Raw genomic sequence first — 19,614 nt, forward strand, 5'->3', positions numbered from 1 at the left:
GTGGATGCCGGCCGCGCGCGCCTTCTGCGCGAGGCGGGCGATCAGCTCTTCGATCTTCTTGCCGACCACCATCATCAGGTCGGCCAGTTCGTCGATGACCACGACGATGTGCGGCTCGCGCTTGAGCGGCTCGGGGTCGTCGGGCGTGAGGCTGAAGGGGTTGTAGACTGATCCTGCCGCTGGTGACTGCCACCGAGCGCCGACTGGAGCTGGACCGCTCCATCGCCCAGAACATGGAGCGCCTGGCGGCGGAGGCGATGGCCACGCGCACGCCACCGAAGCGCGCGTCCAAGCCGGACAACAAGGAGCAATGAGATGTCGGCCCTGCCCGCGACCACCGAATCGCCGCCTGGTCTGCCCTCGCTGCTGGCGCAGCTCGACGACACCCTCGCCGACGCCCGCCTGAGCGACGACGAGCGCCGCGTGCTGGTCCACACGCTGCGCGAGGCCCAGCCGCCCGAGGACGGCCTGCGCCAGCTGCGCAACCGCGCGTTCGACCTGGTGCGTGCGCGCACCGCCGACCCCGAGCAGCTTGCGCTGCTGAAGTGGCTCGAAGGAGTGGTTCGCGCCATCGATACCGGCCGCTCGGCCGACGGAAACGTGACCGTGCGCTCGCAGGCCTTCTTCAGCCCCGGCACGGCCTGCCTGCAGACCATCAACCAGCAGCTGCGCTCGGCCAGGCATTCCGTCGACCTGTGCGTGTTCACCCTGTCTGACGACCGCATCACGGCAGAGGTGCTGGCCGCGCACCGGCGCGGCGTGTCGCTGCGCTGCATTTCCGACAACGACAAGGAGTTCGACCTGGGCAGCGACATCGGCCAACTGCGCGCGGCCGGCATTCCGGTGGCAGTGGACCGCACCGAGGCGCACATGCACCACAAGTTCGCCATCTTCGATGGCGCCCGGCTGCTCAACGGCAGCTACAACTGGACGCGCAGCGCCTGCGAGTTCAACGAGGAGAACCTCGTGCTGACCAACGACCCAGCGCTCGTGCGGCGCTTCGCCGATGAGTTCGACAGCCTCTGGAAAGAACTGCAGGCCCCCCGATGAGCACCCGACGCGTCGACTACGACTGGGAGCTGCCGCCCGAGATGCAGCAGCGTCTGGGCGGCTCCAGCTACGGCGCGCAGCGCGTCATCCACGAGCAGGGGCACCTGATGGTGATCCTGCACGAGCCGCCCGCGGGCACGGCGTCGGAGCGCAAGGCGGCGGTGTTCCTGCGCAAGCCCGATGGCACCTGGCTGCACAAGGGCAACAACCCGGGCGAGCGGCCGCTGGCCAAGCTGGTGGAGAACTACCGCGCGGCCATGGCTGCCTTCGAGGTCCGGCATGAGGCCGCCGAGAGCTCGCAGGCGCTGTTCCAGATTCTCGGGCCGCTGATTCCGCTCTCGCGCGCCGCCTCGAACATGCAGGCCACCTTGCAGGCCGCGCGCGAGGCCGTGCCTGGGGACCCGATGATCACAGACCTGCGCGACCGCGCGGTCGAGATCGGACGCGGGCTCGAACTGTTGCTGGCCGACACCCGCATGTCGCTGGACTACCGGCTCGCGCATGCGGCCGAACAGCAGGCCCGCGCGGCCAACGAGGTCAGCCGCGCGCAGCACAAGCTCAACACCATCGCCGCGCTGACCTTCCCGCTGATGGCCATCGGCGCGGCCTTCGGCATGAACCTGCACAGCGGCGTCGAGAACCTGCCGGGCTGGGTGTACTGGGCGATCTTCGGCGCGGGGCTCTTCAAGGGCGTGCTGCTGCGCGGATGGGTGAAGGCGCCCGATGCGCCAGCGCCGGCCGCGCCGCCGATCGGATCGGGCTTGCCGAAAAAGAAGTAGGGCAACTCTGTCGCAGCCGGGGCCTTCGCGTTTCGCGAAGGACTGCTGCCACCAAAGCAATTCCGCATTCCGCGATCCGTTCCTAGAGTCGGGGCCAGCCCAACAAAGGAGACGGACGCGGACATGAATGCACTCGAAGGCCTGAAGGTGCTGGAGCTCGGCCAGCTCATCGCCGGCCCCTTCGCCGGCAAGACGCTGGCGGAGTTCGGCGCCGACGTGATCAAGGTCGAGCCGGCCGGCGTCGGCGACCCGCTGCGCAAGTGGCGGCTGCTGCGCGACGGCACCTCCGTGTGGTGGGAAGTCCAGTCGCGCAACAAGCGCTCGGTGTGCCTGGACCTGCGCAGCCCCGAAGGGCAGGAGGCCGTGCGCGCACTGGCGCTCGAAGCCGACGTGCTGATCGAGAACTTCAAGCCCGGCACGCTCGAAGGCTGGGGTCTGGGCTGGGAAGCGCTGCATGCGCTGAACCCCCGGCTCATCATGCTGCGCATCTCGGGCTACGGGCAGACCGGGCCCTACCGCGACAAGCCCGGCTTCGGCGTGCTCGGCGAATCGATGGGCGGGCTGCGCTACCTGAGCGGCGAGCCGGGCCGGGTGCCGGTGCGGGTGGGGGTGTCGCTGGGCGACACGCTGGCGGCGCTGCATGGCGTGATCGGCGTGCTGACCGCGCTGCACCACCGCACGGCCCATGGCGGGGAGGGCCAGTTCATCGACGTGGCGCTCTACGAGTCGGTGTTCAACGTGATGGAAAGCCTGCTGCCCGAATACGACGCCTTCGGGGCCGTGCGCGAGCGTGCGGGCAGCGCGCTGCCCGGCATCGCACCGACCAACGCCTACCGCTGCGAGGACGGGCACTACGTGCTGGTGGCCGGCAACGGCGACAGCATCTTCCGCAGGCTGATGCGCGCCATCGGCCGGGAAGACCTGGGGAGCGATCCTGGCCTCGCGCACAACGACGGCCGCGTGCTGCGCGTGGAGGAGATCGACGCAGCCATCGAGGCTTGGACGCTGCAGCGCAGCCGCGACGAGGTGCTGGCCGCGCTCGATGCGGCGGGTGTGCCGGTCGGGCGCATCTACACCGTGGCCGACATAGCGAGCGACCCGCAGTACCTTGCGCGCGGAATGATCGTGGAGGCGCCGACCTCCGACGGCAGCACCCTGAAGGTGCCGGGCGTGGTGCCCAGGCTCAGCGCCACGCCGGGGCGAATCGCGCATCCGGCGCCTCGGCTGGGCGAGCACGATGGCGATCTGCGCGGTGCCGGATGGCCCGCGCGGCGCACGGAAGGAGCGGCGGCATGAAGACGGGCAACGGCACGCGGCTGTTCATCAACGAGGTCGCCACGCGAGACGGCTTCCAGATGGAAAGCCGCTTCATTCCCACCGACGACAAGATCGCGCTGATCGACCGGCTGAGCGGGCTGGGCTACGCGAAGATCGAAGTCACGTCCTTCGCGTCGGCAAAGGCGATTCCCGCGCTGCGCGACGGCGAGGAGGTGATGCAGCGCATCGCCCGCCGCCCCGGCGTGGTCTATACCGCGCTCGTGCCCAATGTGCGCGGCGCCGAGCGCGCGCTGGAGAGCCGCATCGATGAATTCAACATCGTCATGTCGGCGAGCGAGACGCACAACCTCGCCAACCTGCGCATGACGCGCGAGCAGTCGTTCGCGCAGCTTGCCGACGTCATCGGCCTGGCGAAGCAGGCAGGCGTGCCGGTCAATGTGTCGCTCTCATGCGTGTTCGGCTGCCCGATGGAGGGCGATGTGCCGCTGGCGGCCGTGCGGGCCTGGATCGACCGTTTCGCCGCGCTGCAGGTGCAGGGCATCACGTTGTGCGACACCACGGGCATGGCCTATCCCACGCAGGTGGGCGAGATCTGCGAAGCGGTGATGGCGAGCCATCCGGCACTGGAGTGGACGGCCCACTTCCACAACACGCGCGGCATGGGCCTGGTGAACACGGTCGCTGCCGTCGAGTCCGGCATCCGCCGGCTGGACATGTCGCTCGGCGGCATCGGCGGATGCCCCTACGCGCCGGGCGCGACCGGCAATGTCGCGACCGAGGACGTGGTCCACATGCTGCAGTGCATGGGCTACGACACGAGCATGGACCTCGCGGGCCTGGTCGGCGCGGCGGCCGAGCTGGAAGCGCTGGTGCAGCACGAACTGCCGGCCCAGGTCTCGCGCGCAGGCCACCGGCTGACGCGGCATCCGCCGCCGCCCGATTTCAACGACATCGTGACCCGCGCCCGTGAGCGCGAGCACGCAAGCAGGGAGCTTCAACCATGATCGACCACCTGGATCACCTCGTGCTGACCACCGCGCACGAGGAAGCCTGCATCCGTTTCTACGTCGACGTGATGGGCATGTCGCTGGAGAGCTTCGGCGCGGGCCGCAAGGCCTTCCGCTTCGGCAACCAGAAGATCAACCTGCATGTGAAAGGCCACGAGTACGAGCCCAAGGCGCAGCTGCCGACGCCCGGTTCGCTGGACCTGTGCTTCATCGCCAGCGTGCCGCTCGACGAGGTTGTCGCGCGCCTCGGCGAGAAGGGCGTGCCGGTGCTCGAAGGGCCGGTGATGCGTACGGGCGCCGCCTCGCGCATCCGCTCGGTCTACGTGCGCGACCCCGACCTGAACCTGATCGAGATCTCGGAGCTGTCGCCCTGAGGGCGCTGTCCGAAGACAGCAGGCAAGCGAATACAAAACCACCGGAGACAAACCATGAAACCCATCCACCGCCTTCTCGCGGTAGGCCTTGCCCTGGCCGCTTCGGCCGCGGCGGCCGGCGAAGCCTGGCCTTCGAAACCCATCACCATGGTGGTGCCGACCGCGCCGGCCGGCTCCACCGACATCATGGCGCGGCTGGTCGGCGACCCGCTGCAGCGCGCGCTGGGCCAGCCCGTGGTGATCGACAACAAGCCCGGCGCCAGCGGCAACATCGGCACCGAGTTCGTGGCGCGCGCCGCACCCGATGGCTACACGCTGCTGATGCAGTACTCGGGCTATCACGTCGGCAATCCCTCGCTCTACCCGAACATCCGCTGGAGCCCCGCCAAGGACTTCGTGCCGGTGGCGATGGTGATGCGTGCGCCGCACGTGGTCGCGGTGAGCGGCAAGCTGCCGGTGAAGTCGATGAAGGAGCTCATCGAGTACGGCAGGAAGAAGGAGGGCGGGCTCTTCTACGCCTCCTCGGGCAACGGCTCGATCCAGCACATCGCGGGCGAGCTGCTGTCGCGGCAGACGAAGCAGGCCATGACGCACGTGCCCTACAAGGGCTCGGGGCCGGCGATCAACGACCTGATCTCGGGCAACGTGGACATGTTCATCACCACGCCGCCCTCGGTCATCGGCCATTTCGCGGGCGGGCGCATCAAGCCGCTGGCGTACACCGGCAGCAAACGCCATCCCTCGATGCCCGACGTGCCGACCTCGGCCGAGGCGGGGCTGCCGGGCTACGAAGTGGAGTCGTGGTTCGCTGTGTTCGCGCCGGCGAAGACGCCGCCGGAAGTCGTCAACAGGCTCAGCACGGAACTGCGCAAGATCGTGGAGAGCGAGGCCTTTCGCAAGAAGGTGGACGAGCAGGGCGCCTTCGCCACCTACATGGACTCGCCGACGCTCGCGAAATTCGTCGACCAGGAACTCGCGACTTGGTCGAAGGTGATCAAGTCGGCGGACATCAAGCCCGAATGATTCAGGGCGCGCTAAAGCTTGACGTTGATGATCGACAGGATGATCGCGGAGAGCGTCATCGCGACCGGCAGCTTCCGCACGGCAAGCGCATGGGCGCGGGCGACGGAGGCCTGGGTCTGCAGCAGAAGGCTGCGTTCGGAATGGATGGGGGTGGACATTTCGGACTCCTGTGTGGTTGCGGGCTTGTCGCCCTTGATGACCTCCACGATAGGCTTCGCGGAGCGCTCCGGCGCAGGCGTTTCGCCGACACGGCGTTTCTGTTTTCGCAACGATGAGGCGGCAACCGGCCGGAACTTCGGGCGGGTCTTTCGGATCGGCGGGTCTGCGTGCAACGCGAGAATCCGGCACCGACTACCCATGGAAGCAGACAGGAATAGATGACGAGCAAGAAGGCAACGCTCCGGCCGCAGATACGCCGTGCCACCCCCGACGACTCGACACCATGGCCGCTGCTGCTGGCCGCCGACGGTCCGCGTGCCGAGATCCGCAAGTACCTCTTGCGCGGCGAGCTCTGGCTGGCGGAGGCTGCAGGCGAGGTCGTCGGCCAGATGGTGCTGCTCGAAACCCGCATCGGCACCTGGGAAATCATGAACATCGCGGTGAGCGATGAGCTGCGCGGTCAGGGCTTGGGCACCGCGCTGCTGCGCAAGGCGAAGGCGCTGGCCATCGAACGCGGCGCGCACCTGCTCGAAGTCGGCACCGGCAACAGCAGCCTGCGCGAGCTGGCCTTCTACCAGCGCTTCGGCTTCCGCATCGTCGGCGTGGATCGCGATTTCTTCGTGCGCCGCGCGGCCGGTGGCAGGCTGCAGAAGCAGGACGGCATCGTGCTGCGCGACATGGTGCGCCTGCGCATCGAACTCGCCGGTTAGCCGGCGATCAGTTTCTGCACCAGTTCGGCCGTGGTCGCGGCCGCGTACTTGCGCATCAGCCGGGCCCGGTGCAGTTCCACCGTGCGGTGGCTGATGCCCAGCGCCTTGCCGATTTCCTTCGAGGTCAGCCCGCGCATCACCTGCGCCGCCACCTCGCGCTCGCGCGGCGTGAGCTCGGCCTTGACTGCGCGGCGCGAGCCCAGGTCCTCGAAGGTCCAGATGCCGGCCTCGTGCGGGGCGGCGCGGTTCATGGCGTGGCCGGTGACGTGGCACCAGAAGGTTTCGTCCGCGATGGCGCCGTGCAGGCCGCCGAGGCGCTTCATCATGCGGTTGTCGGCGTAGTGCCCGCTGGCGTTGAGGAAGGGCTCCATGCGCTTGCCGATGCGCTCGAACTCGGCCACGCTGGGGTAGAGGATGCTGAAGGAATGCCCGACCAGCGCGGAGGGCGTTGCGCCGAAGATCTCGCAGACGCGCAGGTTGCACGCCACGATGATGCGGTTGCTCGACACCACCATGCCGACGGGGGCGTGTTCAAAGGCCAGCCGGTAATCGATCTCGGGCATCGGGGGTCACCATTACGAAATACTACGTATGTGGGTACGTAGTATCGTTCAGGGCTGTCTTCCTCCCGCTTTCACCACTCTCATTCATCCATCAAGGAGCTCGAGTGAACAAGATTTTTCCTACCGCGGACGCGGCACTCAAGGGGGTCGTCGCCGACGGGCAGATGCTCGCGGTCGGCGGCTTCGGCCTCTGCGGCATTCCTGAAGCGCTGATCGACGCGCTCAAGGACTCCGGCGCGCAGAACCTCACCGTCATCTCCAACAACGCGGGCGTCGACGGCTTCGGCCTCGGCAAGCTGCTGGAAACGCGCCAGATCAAGAAGATGGTCGCCTCCTACGTGGGCGAAAACAAGGAGTTCGAGCGCCAGTACCTGGCCGGCGAACTCGAGCTCGAATTCACGCCCCAGGGCACGCTGGCCGAGAAGCTGCGCGCGGGCGGCGCGGGCATCCCGGCCTTCTTCACCAAGACCGGCGTGGGCACGCAAGTGGCCGAAGGCAAGGAACTGCGCGAGTTCGACGGCGAAACCTACGTGATGGAACGCTCGCTCGTGCCCGACGTGGCGCTGGTGAAGGCCGACGTGGCCGACAAGTCGGGCAACCTGCGCTTCCGCCTGACGGCACGCAACTTCAATCCGGCCGCCGCCATGGCCGGCAAGATCTGCATCGTCGAGGTCGAGAAGATCGTGGAAGTGGGCGAGCTGGCCCCCGACGACATCCACCTGCCTGGCATCTACGTGCACCGCATCGTGCTCAACGCCAGCCCCGAGAAACGCATCGAGAAGCGCACCGTGAGCGCCGCCGCGCCGATCGACGCCGCCGCCGCCAWGGTCGAGGCGCAGACCGCCATTGCTGCCGCCGCTGCAGGCAGCGAAGTACCCGCCAAGGTCGTCAACAACAAAGAAGGAGCCTGAGATGCCCTGGACCCAAGACCAGATGGCGGCCCGCGCCGCCCAGGAGCTCGAAGACGGCTTCTACGTCAACCTCGGCATCGGCATTCCGACGCTGGTGGCCAACCACACCGGCGACAAGGAAGTGTGGCTGCAGAGCGAGAACGGCATGCTCGGCATCGGCCCGTTCCCCACCGAAGACCAGGTCGACGCCGACCTGATCAACGCCGGCAAGCAGACTGTGACCACGCTGCCCGGCTCGGCCATCTTCGGCAGCCATGACAGCTTCGCGATGATCCGCGGCGGCAAGATCAACCTGTCGATCCTGGGCGCGATGCAGGTCAGCACCAAGGGCGACCTCGCCAACTGGATGATCCCCGGCAAGATGGTCAAGGGCATGGGCGGCGCCATGGACCTCGTGGCCGGCGTGAAGCGCGTGATCGTGCTGATGGAGCACGTCGCGAAGAAGAAGGACGGCACCGAGGACCTGAAGATCCTCGAGAAGTGCACCCTGCCGCTGACCGGCGTGGGCGTGGTCGATCGCATCATCACCGACCTGGCCGTGATGGACGTGGTGCCCGAGGGCCTGAAGGTCGTCGAATTGGCGCCGGGCGTCAGCTTCGACGCGCTGCAGGCGAAGACCGGGGCGAAGCTGATCCAGTAAGGGCGGCGAACGCAATGACGAACGAGGGCAGGGCCGTGATGCGGACCTGCCCTTTCTGCTTTGGAGCATGGGCATGACGAATGCGAGCGAGGTTCTCGGCGGCATCTGGCGGCAGGCGGGGCTTCCCGAAGAAGCGCTGGCATTCGCGCGGCTCACCGGCGTCGACCCGGTGCTGCCGTCCTCCTTCGCGGTGGGTGCGGCCGCGCAGGCCACCGTCGCCGCAGCCGCGCTCGCGGCCTGCGAGCTGGGCCATCTGCGCGGGACGGCGCGCCAGCAGGTGAGCGTCGACATGCTGCACGCAGCCCTGGAATGCACGGGCTGGTTCAGCCTGGACGGGCAGGTGCCGCCGCAATGGGACGAGTTCTCGGGGCTTTACCGATGCGCCGATGGCTGGGTGCGCGTGCACGCGAATTTCGCGCATCACCGCGACGGCGCGCTGCGGCTGATGAAGCTCGACCCGCTCACCGCCACGCGCGCGGATGCCGAGACGGCCATGGCCCGGTGGCGCGCGCTCGACTTCGAGGACGCGGCCGCCTCAGCCGGACTTGTCGCGACGGCATTGCGGCGTTTCGACGAATGGGACACCACCCCGCAAGGGCAGGCCATCGCCGCGCAGCCTCTCTTCACCGTCGAGCGCATCGGCGACGCACCGCCGCTCGCACTGCCGCCGCTGCGCGAAGACCAGCGGCCGCTGTCGGGCCTGCGTGTGCTCGACCTCACGCGCGTGCTGGCGGGGCCGGTCGGCGGACGCGCGCTCGCGGCCTATGGCGCCGACGTGATGCTCGTGAATTCACCGAACCTGCCGAACATCGCCGCGATCGCCGACACCAGCCGGGGCAAGCTCTCGGCGCATGCCGACCTGCGGACCGAGGAAGGGCGGATCGCGCTTCATCGGCTGGTGGCCGATGCGCATGTGTTCGTGCAGGGCTACAGGCCGGGCGGTATCGAGGCGCGCGGCTTCGGGCCGTTGGCGCTGGCGCGGCTGCGGCCGGGCATCGTCTGCGTATCGCTCAACGCATACGGCACGAAAGGCCCGTGGGCCGGCCGGCGCGGTTTCGATTCGCTGGTGCAGACCGCGATGGGCTTCAACCACGCCGAGGGCGAGGCCGCCGGCGACGGCAAGCCCAAGCCGCTGCCCATGCAGATCCTCGACGAAGCCACCGGCTACCTGATGGCCTTCGGCGCCGCCGCCGCGCTCTGGTGCCAGCAGCGGGAGGGCGGCAGCTGGCACGTGCAGGTGTCGCTCGCGCAGACGGGACAATGGCTGCGCAGTCTCGGGCGCGTGCGGGATGGGCTCTCGGCTCCGAAGCCCGACCTGAAGCCGTATGTCGAAACCTCGGACTCCGGCTTCGGCAGGCTGGCCGCGTTGCGCCACAGCGCGCAACTGCAGCGCACGCCCGCTGCGTGGTTGCGGCCTTCGATGCCGCCGGGCAGCGATCCGCCGTTGTGGCCTTAGACCCCCAGCGCCGCCCGCACCTTGTCCCCCAACCCCCGCAGCCGCTCCACCGGCTCGTTGGAGAACACGAAGCGCAAATACTGCGCCCCGTGCGTCTCGCCCCAGCCCTTCATCGCTGTGGCGCACACCCGGTGCGCCAGCAGGCGTTCAGACAGCGTCTGACCGTCGATACCGAAGTCGCTGGTGCGCAGCAGCAGCGACCAGCCGCCGCCCGGTACGCCGACCGGCAGGCCCTTGAGTTCGTCGAGCACCGTGTCGCGCCGCCGCTCCAGCTCGGCCACGTAGGGCGCGAGCGTGCGAGGCGATTGCTCCAGCGCCGTAGCCACCGCGTCCTGCGCGATGCCTACCGGCACCACCACGTTGGCGAGCGACACGGCCACGAGGTCGGGCATGTAGCTCTCGGGCGCCACGGTCCAGCCCACGCGCCAGCCGATCATGCGCAGTTCCTTGGCCGAGGAGCCCACGGTGATGGTGCGCTCGGCCATGCCGGGCAGGCCTGCAGGGTGGATGACCTTGCGGCCGTCGTACAGCAGGCGTTCCATCGCGGCGTCGAGGATCAGCGTGAGGTCGTGCCGCACGCACAGCGCGGCGATGGCGCGCCAGTCTTCCTCGTCGAAGCAGCCGCCCGAGGGCATCGAGGGCGACATCAGCAGCATGGTGCGCAAGCGCGGGCCGACGGCTGTCTGCAGCGCTTCGCGGTCGAGCTTCCATTCGCCGCCGGGCGTGAACCGGAAGGGCACGTACTTCGGTGTGCCGCCCGCGAGGCGGATGCGGTTGAGCAGGCCGGCGTAGGTCGGATCGGTCACCAGCACTTCGTCGCCCACCTCGACGGTGGCGAGCAGCGCATTGAGGATGCCCGAGAGGCCGCCCGCCGAGATCACGCAGTTGCGCGCGCCGCTGTATTCCACGCCCGAGAGCGCCGACACGTGCCGCGCCGCCACGTCACGAAGCCGCGACTGTCCGACGAAGGGCAGGTAGCTGTTGTCCGGGTCGAACGACGCGGCCTGCACGGTGCGCGCGACGGCCTCGGGGTCGGGCGGGATGTCGACGTCGAGGTTCTCCAGCCGCAGGAAGGGCGGGCCGTCCGCGTCGTCGGCGATGGCGCCCATGCGGTCGACGCCGATGCCGGCGATGTGTTCCAGGCGGGCAGGGCGATGGCGTGGCATGGGGCGTGTCTCCGTGTAGGGGTTTGCGTTGCTCGTTACGGGGCTGCTGGCTTGCGCGGGCGGCCCGGGCGCTGCGGCGGGCCGCTCGCGCCATTCTCTTCGCCGGGCGGCGGCAGGAGCAACAGCGGCTGCCGCTCCTGCACCGTCTCGCGCAGGAAGTTCCACACCGCCTGCATGCGCGCGAGGTGCTTGGTCTCCGCCGGCATCGACATCCAGAAGGTGCGCGTGAAGTTCGCCTGCCCAGGCAACACGGGGCGCAGCGCGCTGTCGTGCTCGGCGACGAAGGCCGGCAGCACCGCGATGCCCGCGCCCGCCGCCACCGCGCTGTGCTGCGCGAGCACGCTGGTGCTGCGCAGCGCGAACGCGTCGGGGCGGTGCAGCTCGTCGAGGTACTGCAGCTCCTTGCTGAAGAGCAGGTCGTCCACGTAGCTGATGAAGGTGTGGCCGCGCAGGTCCTCGCGCGTACGGATGGGCTTGTGCGCCGACAGGTATTGCCTCGACGCGTACAGGCGCAGCGTGTAGTCGGTGAGCTTGGCGACCACCACCGGCCCGCGCGCCGGGCGTTCGAGCGAGATCACGATGTCGGCCTCGCGCCGCGACAGGTGCACCAGACGGGGCATCGCGAGCAGGTCGATGGTGAGCTTCGGGTGCCGCACCGCGAACAGCGCGAGCTGTGGCGCCAGCACCATCGTGCCGAAGCCCTCGGTGGCGCCGATGCGCACCAGCCCCGAAAGGCCTTCCTGTGAGGCCGGCGCGGTGCTTTCCACGGCCTGGAATGCGCTTTCCATCGCTTCGACCTGCGGCTGCAGCCTGCGACCGGCCTCGGTGAGCCGGTGGCCGCCCGATTCGCGCGAGAACAGCGGGGCGCCGACTTCCTTTTCGAGCGCCTGGATGCGGCGCGCCACGGTGGTGTGGTCGACCTCCAGCCGGCGTGCCGCGCTCATCAGCGTGCCCGAGCGGGCCAGCTCCAGGAAGTACCGCAGGTTGTCCCAGTCCATGTGCTTTCGTGCCTCGGGTGGTTCCGAATGTGAGGCTCTGCATTTTTGCAAAGCGGTCGCGCAATTTTGTCTATTGTCATGGCAAATCTGCAAAGCTAGGATGCGTGACCGACCCGGCTCGCCCGGCGCCGCTTTCACAGGATTCACAGGAGACAAACCCCATGGACGCCACAACCACGCCCTCTACCCAGGTCGCCACCGTCAAGCTGCTGATCGGCGGCAAGCTGGTCGAATCGAAGACAACCGAATGGCGCGACGTCGTCAACCCCGCCACGCAGCAGGTGCTGGCGCGCGTGCCCTTCGCCACGCAGGCCGAACTCGACGCGGCCGTTGCTTCCGCAAAGGAAGCCTTCAAGACCTGGCGCAAGACGCCCATCGGCGCCCGCGCGCGCATCTTCCTCAAGCTGCAGCAGCTCATCCGCGAGAACATGGGCGAGCTCGCCGCGATCCTCACGGCCGAGCAGGGCAAGACGCTGCCCGATGCCGAAGGGGACGTGTTCCGCGGCCTCGAAGTGGTCGAGCACGCATCGAACATCGGCAACCTGCAGCTCGGCGAGCTGGCCAACAACGTGGCCAACGGCGTCGACACCTACACGCTGCTGCAGCCGCTGGGCGTGTGCGCCGGCATCACGCCGTTCAACTTCCCGGCCATGATCCCGCTGTGGATGTTCCCGATGGCCATCGTCACCGGCAACACCTTCGTGCTCAAGCCCTCCGAGCAGGACCCGATGGTCACCATGCGCCTGTGCGAACTGGCGCTCGAAGCCGGCATTCCGCCCGGCGTGCTGAACGTGGTGCATGGCGGCGAAGCCATCGTCAATGGCATCTGCGACCACAAGGACATCAAGGCGATCAGCTTCGTCGGCTCGACCAAGGTCGGCACGCACGTCTACAACCGCGCCACGCTGGCCGGCAAGCGCGCGCAATGCATGATGGGCGCGAAGAACCACGCCATCGTGATGCCCGACGCCAACAAGGAGCAGACGCTCAACGCGCTGGCCGGCGCCAGCTTCGGCGCCGCGGGCCAGCGCTGCATGGCGGTGTCGGTGGCGGTGCTGGTGGGCGAGGCGCGCAACTGGGTGCCCGAACTCATCGAGAAGGCGAAGACGCTGAAGATCGGCGCCGGCACCGAGAAGGGTGTGGACGTGGGGCCGCTGGTCTCGTGCGCCGCCTATGACCGCGTGAACGGCCTCATCGAACGCGGCGAAGCCGACGGCGCAAAGCTGGTGCTCGACGGCCGCAAGCCCACCGTGCCCGGCTACGAGAAGGGCAACTTCGTGGGCCCGACGATCTTCACCGGCGTGAAGCCCGGCATGACCATCTACGACCAGGAAATCTTCGGCCCCGTGCTGTGCATCGCCGACGCCGAGAACATCGACGAGGCCATCGATCTGATCAACAGCAACCCGAACGGCAACGGCACGGCGATCTTCACGCAGTCGGGTGCCGCTGCGCGCCGCTTCCAGGAAGACATCGACGTGGGCCAGGTAGGCATCAACGTGCCGATTCCGGTGCCGGTCCCGATGTTCTCGTTCACCGGCTCGCGCGCCTCGAAGCTCGGCGACCTGGGGCCGTACGGCAAGCAGGTGGTGCTGTTCTATACGCAGACCAAGACGGTGACGGCGCGCTGGTTCGACGACAGCACCGTCTCGCACGGCGTCAACACCACGATCAGCCTCAAGTAAGAAGAAGCCCGGCGGATGGACTTCGAACTTTCCGAGGAGCAGCGCGCCTTCGCCGAGACGGCGCGCGACTTCGCTCAGGCTGAATTCGCGCCGCACGCGGCGCAGTGGGACGCGGAAGCCATCTTCCCGAGGGAGGCGATCGCCAAGGCCGGCGAGCTGGGCTTCTGCGGCCTGTATGCGCCCGAGCGCATCGGCGGCCTCGGCCTGCCGCGGCTCGACTCCGCGCTGGTGTTCGAGGAGATGGCCGCGGTCGACCCCTCGACCACCGCCTTCATCACCATCCACAACATGGCGACGTGGATGCTGGGCACCTGGGCCACCGATGAGGTGGCACGCCAGTGGGGCGAAGAGCTGACGAGCGGGCGCAAGCTGGCTTCCTACTGCCTGACCGAGCCCGGCGCCGGCTCGGATGCGGGCTCGCTCAAGACGCGCGCCGAATTGCAGGGAGCCGAGTACGTCATCAACGGCGGCAAGGCCTTCATCTCCGGCGCGGGCTCGACCGACGTGCTGGTGCTGATGGCGCGCACGGGCGGCGCGGGTGCCAGTGGCATCTCGGCCTTCGCGGTGCCGGCCGACGCGCCGGGCATCAGCTACGGCAAGAAGGAGCACAAGATGGGCTGGAACAGCCAGCCCACGCGCACCATCAACTTCGACAACGTGCGCATTCCCGCGCAGAACCTGCTGGGCAAGGAAGGCGAAGGCTTCCGCATCGCCATGAAGGGGCTGGACGGCGGGCGCATCAACATCGCGACCTGCTCGGTGGGCGCGGCGCAGGGCGCGCTCGACGCGGCGCGCCGCTACCTGCACGAGCGCCAGCAGTTCGGCAAGCCGCTGGCGAGCTTCCAGGCGCTGCAGTTCAAGCTGGCCGACATGGCGACGGAGCTGGTCGCTGCGCGGCAGATGGTGCGGCTCGCAGCCTCGAAGCTCGATGCCGGCCATGCCGACGCCAGCACCTACTGCGCAATGGCCAAGCGCTTCGCGACCGACGCGGGCTTCAATGTCTGCAACGACGCGCTGCAGCTGCACGGCGGCTACGGCTACCTGGGCGAGTTCCCGCTGGAGCGCCTGGTGCGCGATACACGCGTGCACCAGATCCTCGAAGGCACGAACGAGATCATGCGCGTGATCGTTGCGCGAAAATTGCTGGAAGGGGACAGCGATATCCGCTGAAGCCCTGCATCCAGAACCTCTCAAGACAATGACCGACTCCGTAGTTCTCTTCGACGAAATCAAGACCGCCGGCGGCCAGCGCTTCGCGGTGGCCACGCTCAACGCGCCGGCTTCGCTCAACGCACTGTCCGTGGACATGGTGCGGCTGCTCACGCCCAAGCTGCGGGAATGGGCGAGTGACGCCGGCATCGTCGGCGTGCTGCTGCAGGCGGCAGGCGACAAGGCCTTCTGCGCCGGCGGCGACCTGCGCCAGCTCTACCAGACACTGCTCGACTGCGGCCCCGCGCGCAATACCTACGCCGAAGACTTCTTCCGCGAGGAGTACGAGCTCGACTATCTGATCCACACCTTCCCCAAGCCCTTCCTGTGCTGGGGCCACGGCATCGTGATGGGCGGCGGCGTGGGCCTGCTGGCCGGCGCATCGCACCGCGTGATGACGCTGCAAAGCCGCATCGCCATGCCCGAGATCAACATCGGCCTGTACCCCGACGTGGGCGGCAGCTGGTTCCTGCGCCGCACGCCGGGCCGCACCGGGCTGTTCCTGGCGCTCACGGCTGCCAACGTCAACGCGGCAGACACCATCTTCTGCGGCCTTGCCGACGCGCTGGTGCCGCAGGAGCGCAAGGGCGAAGTGCTGGAAGCCATCGCTTCGACCCAATGGGCCGGCGAGAACAAGGCCGACCGCGCCACGCTGTCGCGCATCCTCGCCAAGGCGGGCGAGGGCGCCGGGATGCCGGCCTCGAAGGTGCGCGAGCACTACGACACCATCAACGCGCTGATGGCGGGTGACGACCTGCTCGACATCGCGAAGCGCCTGCGGGATCTGCAGAGCGACGACGCATGGCTGCAGACCGCGGCCAAGACCTTCGCCAAGGGCGCGCCCAGCTCGGCCGCGCTGAGCTTCGAGCTGTGGCAGCGCGTTCCGCGCATGTCGCTGGCCGAGGTGTTCCGCCTCGAATACTGGGCCTCGCTCGGCTTCTGCGCGCACAAGGACTTCGCCGAAGGCATCCGCGCGGTGCTGGTTGACAAGGACCGCAATCCGCGCTGGAGCCCGGCGACGCTCGAAGAGATCACGCCCGCCTTCATCGAAGACCACCTGCGCCCGCGCGGCGAGATGCCGGCAGAGCTGGCATCGCTGGTCTGACCCGCACGCACCGATTCCTGCACAGAACAACGGAGACAAGACACATGAAGATCGCTTTCATCGGCCTGGGCAACATGGGCGGCCCGATGGCCATGAACCTGCACAAGGCCGGCCACGCGCTCGCCGCCTTCGACCTCTCGGCCGAGGCCTGCGCGAAGTTCGGCGCCGAGGGCCTGCCCATTGCCCGTTCGGCCGCGGAGACGGTGGCGGATGCCGAAGTCGTCATCAGCATGCTGCCGGCCAGCGCGCACGTCGAGGGCCTGTTCCTTGGCGGCGCGGGCAAGCCCGGCCTGCTCGACAGCATCCGCGCCGGAACGCTGGTGATCGACAGCAGCACCATCGCTGCTGCCACCTCGCGCAAGGTGGCGGAGGCGGCGGCGGCCAAGGGCATCGCGATGATCGATGCGCCGGTGTCGGGCGGCACGGGCGGTGCCATCGCCGGCACGCTGACCTTCATGGTCGGCGGCGAGGCGCAAGACCTGGAGCGCGCGCGCCCGGTGCTGGAGAAGATGGGCGCCAACATCTTCCACGCCGGAGCGGCCGGTGCGGGGCAGACCGCGAAGATCTGCAACAACATGCTGCTGGGCATCCTGATGATCGGCACCTCCGAGGCACTGGCGCTGGGCGTGGCCAACGGGCTCGATCCGAAGGTGCTGTCGGAAATCATGCGCCGCAGCTCGGGCGGCAACTGGGCGCTGGAAAAGTACAACCCGATGCCCGGCGTGATGGAAACCTCGCCCGCCTCGAAGAACTATGCAGGCGGCTTCGGCACCGACCTCATGCTCAAGGACCTGGGGCTGGCCCAGGAAAACGCCACCGCCGTGCGTGCGGCCACGCCACTGGGTGGGCTGGCGCGCAGCCTGTATGCGGCCCACAGCCTCGCCGGCCACGGCGCGCTCGATTTCTCCAGCGTGCTGAAGCTGGTGCAGAAGGCTTCCTGAGCCCGCTGCGTCTGCCGGCTCAGCTGTAGCGGGACTGCAGCAGCCACAGCAGGCCGAGCACCACCGCGAACAGCACGGCGAACAGAACCCAGGCGCGCATGAACGCCTGGGTTTCGGTGAGTTCGATCTGTGCAATCTGCTGTGAAGGAGGCGGGCTGACGGTAACTTCGGGTTGCGGTTGTGTCATTTCCCCACTGTACAGCGCAGTTCGCCGGCCGTGGCCAGCTTTGCACGGGCATCCATCCGCGACATCGACCACATGATGGCGGCCGCCACCAGGTTGGCTCCCACGCTGAACAAGATCGGCAGGAGGTAGCTGCGGCTGATGTCGAAGGCATAGCCCGCGGCGGCCGGACCGACCAGCGTGCCGAAGGCCACGCTGGTGTAGAGCACGCCGATGATCGCGCTGATGTTGCGCCCGCCGAAGTAGTCCATCACCAGCGCCGGCAGCAGCGCGACGAAGCCGCCGTAGAACGCGCCATAGAAGAAGGCGAACACCGCCAGCCCCCGGAAGCCGCCCGATGAGGCCCACACCAGCAGCGACAGCGCCATGCCGGTGGACATCAGCAGCATGGTCTGCGCGCGGCCCATGCGGTCCGCCAGCCCTCCGAGAAAGAAACGCCCGGCCGTGCTGCCCACGCCGATGGCGCCCAGCAGCAGCACCGCCGATGCATTGGGCACGCCATGGTCCAGCGCATAGGGCACCAGGTGCACGAAGGGCACGAACAGGCCGAAGGAACTGATGAGGCAGGCCGCGTAGAGCCCGGCGAAGCGCCGCGAGCGCACGGCATCGCGCACCGTGAAGCCCTCGGGCCGGGCCGTCGCGGCCTTCGGCTGGGAAGGATCGCCGTCGGGCCCCAGCCCACGGTCGCGCGGGTCGTTCTCGATCAGCAGCGCCATGCCCACGCCCACCACCACCGCCAGCGCGCCCAGTGCAAGGTAGGCGTTGCGCCAGCCCAGCGTCTCGATGAAGAGCGATGCCAGCGGCGGCATCACCAGCGTGCCCACGCCGATGCCACTCACCGCGAGCCCTGATGCGAAGCCGCGCCGCCGGACGAACCAGCGCTGCACCGCGCCCAGTACCGGCACGTAGGAGGCGCCGACGCCCAGGCCCACGCCCAGCCCGTAGGCAAGGTAGATCTGCGTCAGGCTCCGCGCCTGCCCCGCGAGCGCAAGGCCGAGCCCCACCAGCACCATGCCCGCCACGGCCAGCCGCCGCGAACCCCAGCGGTCGGCCAGCGGGCCGCTGAGCACGCCGAGGCCGAAGTAGAGAAAGCCCGCCAGCGAGAACACCAGCGAGACCGATCCGCGCGAGGCGCCGAAGTCCTTCTGCAGCGATTCGAGAAAGGCACTGAAGGTGTAGGCGCAGCCGAAGCCGACGAAGGTCACGGCAAAGGCGCCGGCGACCACCAGCCAGCCGCGGAAGATGCCCGTGCCCTGCAGCGTTGCGGAAGAAGGCTGGCTCGATGGTGTGGTCTTCATGCAGGTGTGTGGATCAAAATATCTAAGCTCGCGAGACTCGTTCTGGCCGCGCGGATGCCGATACTCCTCCTTTGCCGTCTGCGGCACAAACCAGAATTTCTGCCTCGTTCGAATCAGTTTAGCTAAACGATGGAACACCAGCTCCCGCCACTCAACGCATTGCGTGCCTACGAGGCCGCCGCGCGCCATCTGTCGGTGAAGAACGCGGCCGACGAGCTCTGCGTGACGCCGGGCGCCGTGAGCCAGCTCGTGAAGACGCTCGAGCTGCACCTGGGCGTGCAGCTGTTCCGACGCGTCAACAGGGGCATCTTCCTGACCGAGGCGGGTCAGGCCTACCTGCCGCCTGTGCGCAGTGCATTCAGGCAGATCAGCGACGCGACGCAGAAGCTGGCCGTGCCCGCCGAAAACGGCCTGCTCACCGTGAGCACCTCGCCGTTCTTCGCTTCCGCGTGGCTGGTGCCGAGGCTCAAGTCATTCCAGAAGGCGCATCCCGACATCGACCTGCAGGTGCAGGCGAGCAACGCGTTGGCCGATTTTTCGCGCGACGGCGTGGACGTCGCCATCCGCCACGGCACGGGCCAGTACCCGGGGCTCGTCAGCCACTGCGTGCTGACCGTCGAGGTTGTTCCCGTTGCCGCGCCCTCGTTGCTCGCTGAGCAGGGCAAGCCCGCGAAGCCAGCCGATCTGCTGCGCTGGCCGCGCGTGAACGACGCGCAGCGCAAGGGCTGGCGCCTGTGGTTCGCGGCGCAGGGCGTGGCCGATGCGGGCCCGGTGCGCGGACCGTCGTTCGACGATGCCGGTCTGTTGCTGGGGGCGGTGCAGACAGGGCAGGGCGTCGGCCTGCTGCCCGCGGCGCTGGTGGCGAGCGACGTGGCCGAGGGCAGGCTGGTGCGGCTCTTCAAGGCTTCGCTGCTCGACGGCTTCGCCTACCACCTCGTGTATCCGCCGGCCAGCCATGACCGGCCGAAGGTGGCGGCCTTCCGTTCCTGGCTTGCAGAGGCGATGGCTGATGGCGGCCTGGCCGCGGCCAGGACGCCGCCGAGGGAGCTGCAGCCGGCGCGGAAGCGGAGGAAGTAGC

General features: G+C 68.5%; 22 protein-coding genes and 1 pseudogene. 16 read left to right on the forward strand and 7 right to left on the reverse strand.

Features of this window, described 5'->3' with window-relative positions; translation table 11 throughout:
• Nucleotides 1-114, reverse strand: a pseudogene (locus QMO14_RS20845) (FtsK/SpoIIIE domain-containing protein); the annotation flags it as partial.
• Between the two features lie 68 nt (nucleotides 115-182).
• Here QMO14_RS20845 and QMO14_RS20850 point away from each other — a divergent pair.
• The 7 genes from QMO14_RS20850 to QMO14_RS20880 all read left to right on the forward strand — a co-directional run bounded on the left by QMO14_RS20850 (nucleotide 183) and on the right by QMO14_RS20880 (nucleotide 5,511).
• Nucleotides 183-314, forward strand: coding sequence for a hypothetical protein (locus QMO14_RS20850; RefSeq protein ID WP_301509526.1), 132 nt, complete (start codon nucleotides 183-185; stop codon nucleotides 312-314).
• Between the two features lies 1 nt (nucleotide 315).
• Complete coding sequence (locus QMO14_RS20855; RefSeq protein ID WP_301509447.1) at nucleotides 316-1,050, forward strand: phospholipase D-like domain-containing protein; 735 nt, start codon at nucleotides 316-318, stop codon at nucleotides 1,048-1,050.
• Nucleotides 1,047-1,829: a hypothetical protein gene (locus QMO14_RS20860; protein ID WP_301509449.1), complete on the forward strand. Its 783-nt coding sequence runs from the start codon at nucleotides 1,047-1,049 to the stop codon at nucleotides 1,827-1,829. Before QMO14_RS20855 ends, QMO14_RS20860 begins: the two co-directional genes overlap by 4 nt.
• Before the next feature lie 123 nt (nucleotides 1,830-1,952).
• Nucleotides 1,953-3,125 carry a CaiB/BaiF CoA-transferase family protein gene (locus QMO14_RS20865; RefSeq protein ID WP_301509451.1) on the forward strand — a complete coding sequence of 391 codons (1,173 nt, stop codon included), beginning with the start codon at nucleotides 1,953-1,955 and terminating at the stop codon, nucleotides 3,123-3,125.
• A complete protein-coding gene (locus QMO14_RS20870; protein ID WP_301509452.1) occupies nucleotides 3,122-4,111 on the forward strand; it encodes a hydroxymethylglutaryl-CoA lyase in 990 nt (329 codons plus the stop codon). Before QMO14_RS20865 ends, QMO14_RS20870 begins: the two co-directional genes overlap by 4 nt.
• Complete coding sequence (locus tag QMO14_RS20875) at nucleotides 4,108-4,488, forward strand: VOC family protein (protein ID WP_301509453.1); 381 nt, start codon at nucleotides 4,108-4,110, stop codon at nucleotides 4,486-4,488. The genes QMO14_RS20870 and QMO14_RS20875 overlap by 4 nt, the downstream gene beginning before the upstream one ends.
• Nucleotides 4,489-4,542: 54 nt before the next feature.
• Nucleotides 4,543-5,511 (forward strand): tripartite tricarboxylate transporter substrate binding protein, encoded by a 969-nt coding sequence (locus QMO14_RS20880; protein ID WP_301509454.1) that lies wholly within the window; start codon nucleotides 4,543-4,545, stop codon nucleotides 5,509-5,511.
• Nucleotides 5,512-5,522: 11 nt separating this feature from the next.
• Here the strand turns inward: QMO14_RS20880 and QMO14_RS20885 are convergent, their stop codons facing one another.
• The gene (locus QMO14_RS20885; RefSeq protein ID WP_301509455.1) at nucleotides 5,523-5,669 is read right to left on the reverse strand and encodes a hypothetical protein; all 147 of its coding nucleotides are present in this window, start codon (nucleotides 5,667-5,669) and stop codon (nucleotides 5,523-5,525) included.
• Between the two features lie 219 nt (nucleotides 5,670-5,888).
• On the opposite strand from QMO14_RS20885, the gene QMO14_RS20890 reads away from it, so the two are divergent.
• On the forward strand, nucleotides 5,889-6,380 hold the full coding sequence (locus QMO14_RS20890) for a GNAT family N-acetyltransferase (protein WP_301509456.1): 492 nt from the start codon (nucleotides 5,889-5,891) through the stop codon (nucleotides 6,378-6,380).
• On the opposite strand, the gene QMO14_RS20895 is transcribed toward QMO14_RS20890, so the two are convergent.
• Complete coding sequence (locus tag QMO14_RS20895; RefSeq protein WP_301509457.1) at nucleotides 6,377-6,943, reverse strand: LuxR C-terminal-related transcriptional regulator; 567 nt, start codon at nucleotides 6,941-6,943, stop codon at nucleotides 6,377-6,379. The two genes, QMO14_RS20890 and QMO14_RS20895, sit on opposite strands and share 4 nt — an antisense overlap.
• Before the next feature lie 104 nt (nucleotides 6,944-7,047).
• Here QMO14_RS20895 and QMO14_RS20900 point away from each other — a divergent pair, with 104 nt between their 5' ends.
• From QMO14_RS20900 to QMO14_RS20910, 3 genes are all read left to right on the forward strand, one after another.
• Nucleotides 7,048-7,854 carry a CoA transferase subunit A gene (locus QMO14_RS20900; protein ID WP_301509458.1) on the forward strand — a complete coding sequence of 269 codons (807 nt, stop codon included), beginning with the start codon at nucleotides 7,048-7,050 and terminating at the stop codon, nucleotides 7,852-7,854.
• 1 nt (nucleotide 7,855) lies between these two features.
• Nucleotides 7,856-8,494, forward strand: a complete 639-nt coding sequence (locus tag QMO14_RS20905) for a 3-oxoacid CoA-transferase subunit B (protein ID WP_301509459.1) — start codon at nucleotides 7,856-7,858, stop codon at nucleotides 8,492-8,494.
• 73 nt (nucleotides 8,495-8,567) lie between these two features.
• Nucleotides 8,568-9,950, forward strand: coding sequence for a CoA transferase (locus QMO14_RS20910; RefSeq protein WP_301509460.1), 1,383 nt, complete (start codon nucleotides 8,568-8,570; stop codon nucleotides 9,948-9,950).
• Here the strand turns inward: QMO14_RS20910 and QMO14_RS20915 are convergent.
• Both QMO14_RS20915 and QMO14_RS20920 read right to left on the reverse strand, forming a co-directional pair.
• The gene (locus QMO14_RS20915) at nucleotides 9,947-11,116 is read right to left on the reverse strand and encodes a pyridoxal phosphate-dependent aminotransferase (RefSeq protein WP_301509461.1); all 1,170 of its coding nucleotides are present in this window, start codon (nucleotides 11,114-11,116) and stop codon (nucleotides 9,947-9,949) included. The two genes, QMO14_RS20910 and QMO14_RS20915, sit on opposite strands and share 4 nt — an antisense overlap.
• A gap of 35 nt (nucleotides 11,117-11,151) precedes the next feature.
• Nucleotides 11,152-12,114, reverse strand: coding sequence for a LysR family transcriptional regulator (locus tag QMO14_RS20920; RefSeq protein WP_301509462.1), 963 nt, complete (start codon nucleotides 12,112-12,114; stop codon nucleotides 11,152-11,154).
• Between the two features lie 161 nt (nucleotides 12,115-12,275).
• Between QMO14_RS20920 and QMO14_RS20925 the strand changes: the two genes are divergently transcribed.
• The 4 genes from QMO14_RS20925 to mmsB are packed head-to-tail and all read left to right on the forward strand — an operon-like array spanning nucleotide 12,276 to nucleotide 17,054.
• Nucleotides 12,276-13,799 carry a CoA-acylating methylmalonate-semialdehyde dehydrogenase gene (locus QMO14_RS20925; protein ID WP_301509463.1) on the forward strand — a complete coding sequence of 508 codons (1,524 nt, stop codon included), beginning with the start codon at nucleotides 12,276-12,278 and terminating at the stop codon, nucleotides 13,797-13,799.
• A 15-nt stretch (nucleotides 13,800-13,814) separates the two neighbouring features.
• The gene (locus QMO14_RS20930; protein ID WP_301509464.1) at nucleotides 13,815-14,969 is read left to right on the forward strand and encodes an acyl-CoA dehydrogenase family protein; all 1,155 of its coding nucleotides are present in this window, start codon (nucleotides 13,815-13,817) and stop codon (nucleotides 14,967-14,969) included.
• Between the two features lie 28 nt (nucleotides 14,970-14,997).
• A complete protein-coding gene (locus tag QMO14_RS20935; protein ID WP_301509465.1) occupies nucleotides 14,998-16,113 on the forward strand; it encodes an enoyl-CoA hydratase/isomerase family protein in 1,116 nt (371 codons plus the stop codon).
• 44 nt (nucleotides 16,114-16,157) lie between these two features.
• Nucleotides 16,158-17,054, forward strand: coding sequence for a 3-hydroxyisobutyrate dehydrogenase (gene mmsB, locus QMO14_RS20940; RefSeq protein WP_301509467.1), 897 nt, complete (start codon nucleotides 16,158-16,160; stop codon nucleotides 17,052-17,054).
• 19 nt (nucleotides 17,055-17,073) lie between these two features.
• Here the strand turns inward: mmsB and QMO14_RS20945 are convergent, their stop codons facing one another.
• The gene (locus tag QMO14_RS20945; RefSeq protein WP_301509468.1) at nucleotides 17,074-17,241 is read right to left on the reverse strand and encodes a hypothetical protein; all 168 of its coding nucleotides are present in this window, start codon (nucleotides 17,239-17,241) and stop codon (nucleotides 17,074-17,076) included.
• Nucleotides 17,238-18,536 (reverse strand): MFS transporter, encoded by a 1,299-nt coding sequence (locus QMO14_RS20950; protein WP_301509469.1) that lies wholly within the window; start codon nucleotides 18,534-18,536, stop codon nucleotides 17,238-17,240. Before QMO14_RS20950 ends, QMO14_RS20945 begins: the two co-directional genes overlap by 4 nt.
• A 129-nt stretch (nucleotides 18,537-18,665) precedes the next feature.
• Between QMO14_RS20950 and gcvA the strand changes: the two genes are divergently transcribed.
• Entirely contained in the window at nucleotides 18,666-19,613 is a 948-nt protein-coding gene (gene gcvA, locus QMO14_RS20955) for a transcriptional regulator GcvA (protein ID WP_301509470.1), read from the forward strand.
• Nucleotide 19,614 lies beyond the last annotated feature (1 nt).

Origin of the sequence: Variovorax sp. CAN15 (genome assembly GCF_030462475.1) — a bacterium.
GTDB lineage: Bacteria > Pseudomonadota > Gammaproteobacteria > Burkholderiales > Burkholderiaceae_C > Variovorax.